At 35.1% G+C, this 11,015-nt stretch carries 9 protein-coding genes; 3 read left to right on the top strand and 6 right to left on the bottom strand.

The window, feature by feature from the left end; genetic code table 11:
* Positions 1–153: 153 nt before the first annotated feature.
* On the bottom strand, positions 154–2,163 hold the full coding sequence (gene metG, locus AB3I12_RS13105) for a methionine--tRNA ligase (protein WP_063627469.1): 2,010 nt from the start codon (positions 2,161–2,163) through the stop codon (positions 154–156).
* Positions 2,164–2,594: 431 nt separating this feature from the next.
* On the opposite strand from metG, the gene AB3I12_RS13100 reads away from it, so the two are divergent.
* Both AB3I12_RS13100 and AB3I12_RS13095 read left to right on the top strand, forming a co-directional pair.
* Positions 2,595–2,873 carry a hypothetical protein gene (locus AB3I12_RS13100; protein ID WP_081248834.1) on the top strand — a complete coding sequence of 93 codons (279 nt, stop codon included), beginning with the start codon at positions 2,595–2,597 and terminating at the stop codon, positions 2,871–2,873.
* Positions 2,874–2,975: 102 nt separating this feature from the next.
* Positions 2,976–3,797, top strand: coding sequence for an NUDIX hydrolase (locus tag AB3I12_RS13095; protein WP_063627470.1), 822 nt, complete (start codon positions 2,976–2,978; stop codon positions 3,795–3,797).
* A 39-nt stretch (positions 3,798–3,836) separates the two neighbouring features.
* On the opposite strand, the gene AB3I12_RS13090 is transcribed toward AB3I12_RS13095, so the two are convergent.
* The 4 genes from AB3I12_RS13090 to AB3I12_RS13075 all read right to left on the bottom strand — a co-directional run bounded on the left by AB3I12_RS13090 (position 3,837) and on the right by AB3I12_RS13075 (position 6,638).
* Positions 3,837–4,274 (bottom strand): hypothetical protein, encoded by a 438-nt coding sequence (locus AB3I12_RS13090; protein WP_063627471.1) that lies wholly within the window; start codon positions 4,272–4,274, stop codon positions 3,837–3,839.
* A gap of 236 nt (positions 4,275–4,510) precedes the next feature.
* Positions 4,511–5,293 (bottom strand): hypothetical protein, encoded by a 783-nt coding sequence (locus AB3I12_RS13085; protein WP_063627472.1) that lies wholly within the window; start codon positions 5,291–5,293, stop codon positions 4,511–4,513.
* 16 nt (positions 5,294–5,309) lie between these two features.
* Positions 5,310–5,966: a class D sortase gene (locus AB3I12_RS13080; RefSeq protein ID WP_063627473.1), complete on the bottom strand. Its 657-nt coding sequence runs from the start codon at positions 5,964–5,966 to the stop codon at positions 5,310–5,312.
* A gap of 3 nt (positions 5,967–5,969) precedes the next feature.
* On the bottom strand, positions 5,970–6,638 hold the full coding sequence (locus tag AB3I12_RS13075) for a hypothetical protein (RefSeq protein ID WP_063627474.1): 669 nt from the start codon (positions 6,636–6,638) through the stop codon (positions 5,970–5,972).
* A gap of 234 nt (positions 6,639–6,872) precedes the next feature.
* Here AB3I12_RS13075 and AB3I12_RS13070 point away from each other — a divergent pair, with 234 nt between their 5' ends.
* On the top strand, positions 6,873–7,139 hold the full coding sequence (locus AB3I12_RS13070) for an immunoglobulin-like domain-containing protein (RefSeq protein WP_063627475.1): 267 nt from the start codon (positions 6,873–6,875) through the stop codon (positions 7,137–7,139).
* 222 nt (positions 7,140–7,361) lie between these two features.
* Here the strand turns inward: AB3I12_RS13070 and AB3I12_RS13065 are convergent.
* A partial coding sequence (locus tag AB3I12_RS13065) for an immunoglobulin-like domain-containing protein (RefSeq protein ID WP_368015665.1) occupies positions 7,362–11,015 on the bottom strand: 3,654 nt, incomplete at its 5' end.

Genomic DNA, 11,015 nt, shown 5'->3' with positions numbered 1-11,015 from the left:
ATAAAAAAGACAGAAAGAAGTATTTCTTCTTTCTGTCCAAAATATTCTAAGATTATTCTTTACCAACATCATTTGACTACACTACTATTTTATGATGATTGGCTCACCATTCACGCTTACTGATTCTTCGCCTAAAACATATGGCTGTTCATCTTACCCAATTTCTGAACCATTTGGCATTGATTTTGGTGCTTCGACTACTTGTAACGTGCCATCTGGTGCTTCTGCAGAAAGAATCATCCCTTGACTGATTTGTCCACGCATCTTACGTGGTTTCAAATTCGCTACGATTACTAGTTTTTTGCCGATCAATTCACTTGGATCAGGATAAAATTCAGCGATACCTGATAAAATTTGGCGGTCTTGGTTATCTCCCGCATCTAAACGAAATTGCAATAGCTTATCTGCTCCTTCAACTTTTTGACAGTTGATGACTTCAGCTACTTTTAATTCCACTTTTTCAAATACATCAAATTTGATTTGTTTGTCTTTAGTTGAAACAAGCTCAGTTTCTTCTGGGTCCCATTTCACTGATTCTTCATTCGTTTGTGTTCCTTCAGACATTTTCGCTTGGATATAGCTGATTTCTTCTTCCATGTCCAACCGTGGGAAAATTGGCGTACCTTTAGCAACCACTTTTGTTCCAGAAGGAAATTCGCCAAAGTGCAAGCCTTGAAGATTCATCGTTTCTGGGTCTAGTCCTAATTGATTAAAGATTTTAATTGGCGTTTCTGTCATGATCGGTTGCAATAAGATCGCAGTGATCCGTAATGATTCTGCTAGATGGATCATTACACTCGCTAATTCTTTTTTCTTGTCCTCGTCTTTGACTAAAACCCATGGCTCTGTTTCATCAATATATTTATTCGCACGAGAAATCAAGACCCAAATTTCAGCTAATGCCGTATTGAACTCCATTTTTTCCATCGCATCATGATATCGTCCAACGACATTTGCAGCTGTTGTTGATAATTCACTATCAAAAGGCGTCACTAAAGAAGCATAGTCAGGAACGATCCCATCACAATATTTATTAATCATTGCAACGGTACGATTCAATAGGTTTCCAAGATCGTTCGCCAAGTCATAGTTGACCCGAGAAACAAACTCTTCTGGTGTAAATACGCCATCTGAACCAAATGGAACAGCACGAAGTAAATAGTAACGCAGCGCATCGAGACCATAACGTTCAACTAGCATCTCTGGATAAACCACGTTTCCTTTTGACTTAGACATTTTTCCGTCTTTCATCAACAACCAACCGTGACCAAAGACTTTTTTCGGTAACGGTAAATCTAATGCCATCAACATGATCGGCCAATAGATCGTATGGAAACGGACAATTTCTTTTCCAACCATATGGACATCTGCCGGCCAATATTTTTGGAATAGGCTATCATCATCAGAGCCGTAACCTAATGCAGTTATATAGTTAGATAACGCATCGATCCAAACATAAACGACATGTTTAGGGTCGTCTTTCACAGGGATTCCCCAACTAAATGTCGTTCTGGAAACAGCAAGATCTTCTAATCCTGGTTTGATAAAGTTATTGATCATTTCTTTCTTACGAGATTCTGGTTGGATAAATTCAGGATGTTCTTGGTAATATTCTAAAAGACGATCAGCATATTTGCTCATACGAAAGAAATAAGATTCTTCTTTGACTAATTCGACTTCATGCCCACTCGGAGCTTTCCCACCGATTACATTTCCTTCTTCGTCTTTATAAACTTCTGCTAATTGTGTTTCAGTGAAAAATTCTTCATCCGAAACAGAATACCAGCCTTCATATTCGCCAAGATAAATATCCCCTTGTTCAACTAGACGATCAAAGATTTTTTGAACAGCCGCTTTATGATAATCATCCGTTGTTCGAATGAATTTGTCATAACTGATATCCAGCGTTTTCCAAAGTTTTTTCACATCCGCAGCCATCTTATCGACATAGGCCTGCGGTTCAACACCTAATTCTGCTGCTTTTTTTTCTATTTTTTGACCGTGTTCATCCACCCCAGTTAGATAAAACACATCAAAGCCCATCAATCGCTTATAACGTGCAACTGCATCACAGGCAATCGTTGTATACGAATTACCAATATGCAGTTTGCCACTTGGATAATAGATTGGCGTCGTAATATAAAAAGTTTCCTTTTCTGCCATGGGGCTCTTCCTCCTTTATCGCATGATGCGAATTCATTTCCTTGCTAGTATACCATAAATCAAAAAGACTGCGACGATTTTTTCGCTACCCTCTAACAAATGCCTTTCCCCTTTATTATTTTCCTAGTAAAACATGCTATAATAATTAATAGTGTGTGAGAAGAAACCTAGGAATCAGTAAGTTTCATTTTTAGTAAGCAGCATGTTTACATGTAGGTTATCTCTCACAATGTCACGAAACCTTGTAGTTGTTCTGTTGTTTTATTTTGATGAAACATGGCTTCGACTTAGTAGCTGCTTATAGGAAGAATAAATCGTTCTTCCTTCTAAATAAACGTTCTTATAATAATCCAAGAGCAAGTGGATCTGAACTCGGTTGTTTATGTTTACAACTAATAGACAGTCCATTGTCCAAGAAAGGCTGAAATTTTATGAAAAAAAAACATCTTTATTTTACAATCAGTATTGCACTGCTTTCAGTGTTACACTGGCTGTTCAGCTATTTTTATATACGATTATATGGTTATTTTAACCTCCAAGGAAGCTTGAATCAGTTTCTTTTATTTACCCAAGTTTTTCGTTTTGTTCTCAATTTTTATATCATTTTTTGTGGGTATGTAACACTTCGTGAAGAAAATAGAAAACTGTTACTGATCTATTTACTTTTCTTCTTGTTCAATTTACTCCTACCGTTTTTATTCCCTATCTAAGTATAGAAGTCTTTCTCCAAGGAAAGCTTTGGTTTTTTTTTGGAGTCTGCTAAAATAAGATAAAAGTTTATTTAAACAAGAACGTCATCAGGAGGTTAAAAGATGAAACAATTTGCTTCTAAAGAAGAGGAAAAGTTATATTATGAACATGAAGCAAGTGAAGCTGATTTTCTTGACTGGTATCAAAAGCAAGAACGCCCAGAATATGACAAACCTTCTTTGACTGTTGATATCGTGTTGATGTGTTACAACAAGGAAGAAGACCAGTTAAAAATTTTACTGATTCAAAGAAAAGGGCATCCCTACCGAAATTCATGGGCTTTACCAGGTGGTTTTGTCCAAAAGAATGAATCCACTGGTGAAAGTGTCTTACGTGAAACCAAAGAGGAAACAGGTGTCGTGATTTCTCAGGAAAATATTGAGCAACTACACACCTTCAGCACACCGAATCGAGACCCTCGAGGCTGGGTCGTGACTGTCAGTTACTTGGCTTTTATTGGTGAAGAACCGTTGATCGCTGGTGACGATGCAGAAGAAGTTCGATGGTTTACCTTGACACGCCAAGGAAACAAAATCCATCTAACGAGTGATGAAGTCGCTATTTCTTTAGATCTACTAACAAGTGAATCTTCTGGCAAAGATACTTTAGCATTTGACCATAGTGAGATCATTACGAAAGCATTTAATCGAGTGACAAATAAAATGGAACATGAACCACAAGTCTTACAAGTATTAGGTAAAGATTTTACGATCACAGAAGCCCGAAAAGTATTTGCCAAATTTTTAGGGATCGATTTTAAAATGATTGATCATTCAAATTTCAAAAAAGCGATGCTGCAATACTTCAATGAAGTTGGCGAACGTCCTGTAGGCATTGGTCGTCCTTCAAAAATTTATCAATTGAAACTTGAAAATTACGAATAAATCATAAAAACTAAGTTTTAGAAGTTAGTCTCCTGACCTTTAAAACTTAGTTTTTGCTTTATATTGGGTGATTCCATATAGTATAAAAGGTAAGAACACTAAGATAGATCCCCCTGCCTCCCATATGACTACCTTAGATAAAAGATCTTTCCTCTTGGATTTAAGCTGTTCTTTTGCCAACTTCAAATCGGAGTATGTTTTTTCATAATCTTGGTTGGTGGATTGACTATTGACAAACACTTTCTCCGCTACATTTAATTTAGTAGAAAAAGCTTGCCAAGATGTTTCTGTATATTTTTCTTTTTTTAGAAATCTACTTTTATAAATTAAACGTGACAACTTGGTTTTTGGGCTTAATTCTGCTGTTGTAGTCGTCGTTGTTGTACTCTCTATACTACTAGCATATACTTCTGTTTTGCCTTCTATGGTAAAAAAAAACATCAATAAAAAGCTTATGATTAACAGGAATCTTCTCAAAATATGCTCCTTTTTTATTTGAAAATATGGACTGTGATACAAAAGTAAAAAACACTTTTGTATCACTTTCTAAATACATATAAACGGGCGGGATCAGAAGCAACTCTTTCTAATTCCCTGGAGTTAAATGCCTCTGTTCCTGCCTCACCTACAATGTCTATGAAATAAAAAATAAAGGAAAACTAAGCATCAATTCAAATAGAATGGGGCACTTGCTAAATGTTAGAAATACCTTTTTATACCCTGTTTTCATTGAGTCGCTCTTGCTCCGCTTTATTTCTATTTCCAAAATAACTCAGTATGCTCCCTAAACATAAATAAATCATGCAGCCCGTCAAGGCTAAAGTTAAGGCATAGCCGGCTATGTCGGTAAGTACAGCTATATTTGTCTTACTTGAAAGTGCTAACTGATTAAATGGAATTAGCCCTAAAATAATTGATACGCTGGCTAATAATATTCCTGTACTCCAAAGTGAGTAACCTAAATAGGTAAATATCGCCTTCTTAAATAAAATAAGGAATAATAGAATCGTAATCGTTGCATTCATCAACATGATGATGATGAAGGTAGTTGTAATTGGTATAATCATCTCAATTGTTTGGTTTAAAAAAAGAAAACTAGTATTTATCTCACCTTTTATTTTATTAATGATTTCATCTGCCACTTTATTGACATTTTCTTTGTCTCTTTCTGTCTCTTCAGGGGTGCTATTCTCCATTTTATATTGATTGATTTTTTCTACGATTCTTTTTTTTATTGCTGGATAGTCCATGTTTTTAGGACCAACTTTGATCTCGGATTCTGTAATAATAGAATCTAAGACACTTTTAGGCAAATTCGCACCTAAACTATAATTTTGGACCGAACTGTTCAATTCTTTTATAAAAGTTTCTTGATTCAGGTTAGTTTGGTAGTTAGCAGTTACTATTTTATGCAAAATCAAGCTGAAGCTTCCTAAAGCCAACCAAACAAATAAAATAAAACTCAAGAGTAGCTTTATGAAAGTATTACTTTTCAATTATTTGGGTATCCTCCTATGTTATTAATGGTCCTGAAGCTTTTTCCGCAATAAGATAATGTCTTTTGTCAGTTAAAGAGATTCCTTCTTGGCGATCACAGGTGTATAAGATAATCCCTGAAGTTTGAGTGGCTAACATATCAAGGATTTCTTTATCATTTTTTTTAGCGATTTTTATTTTTTTTATAAGAAAAGTATACTGGCCATATGTTGTATTAATGTTGATAGTATCTCCTATCACCAGATTATTGACATTTAAAAAATAAGGAATCGTATGTCCACCAATTAATGCATACCCTTCTTCGCCTGGCAACTTACTACCACTGTACTGCCCCATACCTTTAGCTAATATTTCGTCACTATCGCCCCAATACAAGGGACTCGTTACATTTAAAGCGGGAATGTCAATACGACCATATTGTTCTCCAAATTTAGGATAGGACAGATAGACTGAATAAATCATTCCTTCTTTTTGCTTAGAGTAAGCAGAAGCAGCAAGTGTTTTGGTGTCAATTTTTGCTGTTTGCTTTGTATCTAGAAAAAAGACTTTTATAGAATTTATCATATCATCTAACTGTAAATACTTCCCTGCAATCAGAATGGTTCCTAAAAATAAAAAGCAAAAAGCTAGCGAAACTAGAAAATTTATGATTAGTTGAATTAGATACTTCATAGATTATTTTTCCCTTTTCTTTTTAAGAAGAAAGCCTACAACTCCTAAAAGTACAACACTTGTGGAACTTGCTAAAACAACGTTGGATAAATCTGTTCCTGTTTGTTTAACTGGTGAACCTGATTGATAAACAATATTCCCTTTTTTATCTGTAACAGTAATATTAGCTTCTTTGTTACGTGTTAAATATGCTTTACCTGCATCGTCAAAAACAACTGTTAAGCCGAGCAAATCACCTGTTTTTATAACATGATTCATTAATTGTTTTATTACATTTTTCTTCATTTTTCTTACGGCACTATGCACTGTTGTGGTATTTGACACATCTACATCTGTTTGTTGACTAAATAATTTTTTTGCTTTTTTTATTTCATTTATGGCCTTTTTGGCAGTTGCTTGTTCAATTTCAACTGTTTTAAAATAATTTTCTGCAGCATTTAACTCACTAGCCGTAAATGAAAAAGATTTCCCATTTAACTTTACTACTTCACTTAACTCATTTAGGACTGCTTTTTCATTTTCATTCACAGAGTTGACCAATTTCGTTGTGTCATAGCTTCGAATAACGCCATCAGTATCCGTATAGTCTGCAGCATGAGTCGTCAATGACCACATTGATGAAAAGATGACTGTTCCTGTAATAATCAGCTTTTTCAAAGATCTATTTTTCATATGAAATCCTCCCATTAATTGACTTTTATTTTAAAAAGAAAACCATTGAAAATTCTCTAATAATCACCTCAACTTTGGTTTCAAAAAACTACAAATTAGTGATTTACATTAGTTAATAATAGAGATCTTTTGCTTTTCGGATTATTCATTTTTTGTTAAATCAATAAAATGAAAATAAAGTCATTGCTGTTTATCTGATAAACTACAGGAAAACTGATTATTGGAGGAGTAGTAATGGCTTACAAAAGAAATATCAAAATGAAGGAATATACTTTAGGTAAAGACACGCATATTACTGGAGAACTACTCGGAAATATCAAAACGATTCGTTTAGAAGTCGATGGTGAGATAAAACGTGGCTCTACCTTAGAATTTACAGATAAAACAGCATTTAATTACTATGCCATTGATAAAATAAAAAATAAACATTCAAAAGTTTACATGGTAGCATTTGATGAAAAAGATCAGTATGTACTTAAACGAAGAGTCAAAATTAAATAATTAAATGTGTCATACTTGTAGTCTGTCAATAAACAATATCACTTTACCCAGCGAAGCAATCATTCATTAATTGCTTTGTTGGTTTTTTTAGTATAAATTCTTCATATTCATATAAGAACTTCTTTCGACATTATAAAAGGCACTTTACTCCCTTTATTTATCGAAAGAAGTTCTTAAACTTCATGGTTGTTATCAGAAAATTTTTCTTTTAAACAATTAAGACTAACGATTTAATACGAGGAGACCATTTGTTACCGTATATTGGTAATTACCGTTCGTGTTATGTTTTAAGTCTGCATGGTTCACCGCTAAACGTGTATTATTCGCTTCTCGATGAGTGACTGTGACAATATCTCCTTCTTGCAATTCAACCGTATCTTCTGCTTTAGGATAGCTTTGATTTCCGATATATTCTTTCTCAAAAATTGTTTGATCGTCACGGACAATTGAAATACTTGCATAGCGATCACTGAAATAAGAGTGAGGTGTGCCGTTATTTGTTCGAATTGTTGCAACCCCATCTGCTATGTTTAAAGTAGCAAACGTCCAATCGCCAAGCCCTCTAAAGGTAAATTCTTGTAATTTTTGATACGCGTCTTCCACTTTTACTAGTAATTGCTGCTTGGCTTGGGTTTCTGGTAAAGCGGTAACCAGTGCTTTGGCGTCATCAATATTTTTTTGCATAATTGTTGGTTTTATAGCTGTTTCATTCTCTTCTTGGAATAAATCAACGACAGCTTCCGTAGCTTCTTTCAAATAACTGGTTAAAGAAATATTTATCATTCCATCTTCTTTGACAAACATATATGGTTTTTTCAGATAGCCAGTATCTGTTTGTAATTCCAGTGAGTAAACACCATTCGGGATATTTTCTAGTGTCACTTCACCTTGGTTCAAGGTCACTTCTCGATACAACGTATCGCCATCCATGATTCTTAATTTCACGCCGTCAAATAGTTCTTCGTCTGTGAAATTCAATGTGACATCACTAGTTAAATTCATTGCTTTTAACTCATCATTTGTTACCAGAGATAGCACGGAGCTTAAACGATTTTCTTGAGTATATTGTTCAATTGCTTCAGATAGTTTGTCAGTTGGCACGACTTGAGCTAAATGTGCCACAGGTGTATACTTTTGTTCTTTGACTTGTTGTTTGGTCTCTTCTTTAACAGTCAATCCCCAAGCATTCAATACATGAGAAAAATCATATTTCTTCGTTTCACCTAAATAATTAACTAATAAATCAGGCAATGGATAATTGTTCGCATTAAATCCGGGTTGACTTGCCAATTCTCTGTATTTCACGTAGAAGTTTTTAAAGCCTTCATTTCCAGCCTTATCGATGATATTAGACAAAATTAATAGTTCTTTTCTAACATCCAAACTTTGATAACTTGGGTTTTCTTGAAGAATAGCATTTAACATTTGTTGTTCTAAGTTTTGCTTATTTTTGCCATACAGCCAGCCTATTCTATCTGCTTCTTCTTTTCCAAGTTTTTCGTATTGATAGAAAACACCATAAATATTGTTCCATACTTCACCAGAATTCATTCCTTTACTCATGAAATGACCTTGATAACCATGACCAATCTCATGTAAAGCGCCCCAGCCGTCACCCAACCAAGGAGCCGCTGAAGAACTTGTGTTTGCTGCCCAAGCCCCTCCGTAATAGAGTGCGCCTACTCCATTAGCATCTGCTTTAAAGAAATATCTTCTTGGAGAGGATTTGTGGATTGGGTTACTTGCATCTGGTGAAAGACCAATCCATTCGTCATATTTTCCTAAAATATCATTGTCGTACATTTGAACAACTGAACGCAAATTACTATTGGTTGCTTCCGTTTTATTCTCCTCTGGGAATAATGTCTGGAATCGATGTCCTTTCACTAACGCATAACCATTAGTAAGCGCCCATGTTTGATTAAATTCACTTTGTTCTGTAGTGAGATCAAATACAGGTAATTTACGATATGTTCCTTCAACTGTTACTTGGATGACTGGTTTTTCCATATTTGTTGCATGATAAGGCGTATAAACAAATGGTACTGTGAGATCTTTCGCCTCTAGTGTCACTTCATTTTTGCCAAATGAGATGGAAGATTCTTTATTTGAACCATTTGCTAATAAACGTAGATTCATGTTCTCAGTATAATTTGGATTTACTTGCTTGATTTTTATTTTTGAACCTTGTTCAAGCTGAATGCCAAGGTCTTGCCGGTCGTGCCCATTCCCCATATTAATACCTGCATTTAGTGTTCCTGCTGGTCGTTCTGTTGTATGAATCGTCTGTTCTTTGACTACGTTTATTTTCTCACGAGCAATTTCAATATCTGCATTGTCATAGGCGATCAAATAGACTTCATCCGTTAAGTTTTTAATCTTATCGACTGCATAATATTTAAACGGACTATTTCCTGGGACTGAACGCGCAAAGAGTTTGCCATTCACTTCTAATCGAAGGGCATGAACTTCTCCTGTATATTCACCTCTTAGATAGTTATCACCGTTACCTAATTTATATTCATTTGGTGTAATCGTACCTTTTCTTGCCGTTTCGATAGTTACTGGTTGTTTATCTAATATATTTCCTTTGGCATCATACGCAATAATATTGACCTTATCGTTCATATTATCTATCTTATCAACCGCATAATAGCGGAATTTATTACCTGAAACGCCGGCTTTTGCCTTTAATTCGCCATTAACTTCTAAACGAACATGATCCACATCACCTGTATAGGTTCCGTGAATATAGCGGTCACTATTTCCTAACACGTATGGATCTGTCTGAATTGTTCCTACTAATGCATTGTGGATTGTGACTCCTTTGCGGTCTAATTCATTCCCATTTTTATCATAGGCGATCAGGGTAACTTGATCAGCGATTTTTTTGATTTTATCGACTGCATAATAACGGATTTTATTACCTGAAACTCCTGCTTTGGCTTTTAATTCACCATTGACTTCTAAACGGACATGGTCTACATTGCCGGTATAAGTACCTTCGATATAGCGATCAGCACTATTTAGAGTAAAGGATACTTCAGAAAGTGCGCCTTGAACTGGCAAGACATTGACTTGCTGACGATCTACTTGACGATTATCTTTATTGTAACCAATCAAAAAGACTTGATCGTTTGGACTCTTGATTTTATCAACTGCATAATATTGGAAGCTTTCACCTTTGACTGTTGATTTGGCATAAGTTATGCCATTGACTTCTAATTTTAAATAGTCAATATTTCCGGTAAATGTTCCGCGAATGTAGCGATCACTACCTAAAAGTTGGTATTCTTGTACACTTAGTGAGCCAACTAACGAATCAAAAAGCTTCTGAGCTTGCTCAATTTTTGCTAATAATTGTTGTTTCAAACTTGAATCAAGTAATACATTTACTTTTTCTTTCGCATCATTGATTTGCTCTTGGGTATTGGATTCTTTTGGTTCCTCACCATCAAAAAGTTTATTGACAGCTGTCTTAGCAACTGTAGCAGCTACCGATTGATCGACGAATAAACCATCTTGCACTAAATAAGTATAATCGCCATTATTATTTGGTTTTAATTCTGGGTGATTGACAACAAAACGAGTTTGGTTCGCTTCTTGTTTCGTGATGGTGACAACATCCCCGTTTTGTAGATCCACTTCTTCCGTTTGGGCAGGATATGAGACATTTCCATTATATTCTTTTGAAAAGACATTGCTCTCTCCTCTTGTCACATGGATAGTCGCATAATTATTATCAAAATAAGAATGTGGTTTCCCTCCTCGCGTACGAACGATTAATTTCCCTTTCGTGACAGTGATCCGAGAGAAAAGATTATCTGATAATCCTTTTAACTGAATTTCTTGTAAGCCATTAAAGGCTTGATCGAC

Source organism: Enterococcus sp. C65 (assembly GCF_040887165.1).
Lineage (GTDB): Bacteria > Bacillota > Bacilli > Lactobacillales > Enterococcaceae > Enterococcus_B > Enterococcus_B hirae.
This window is presented reverse-complemented; position numbering and strand designations above follow the sequence as displayed.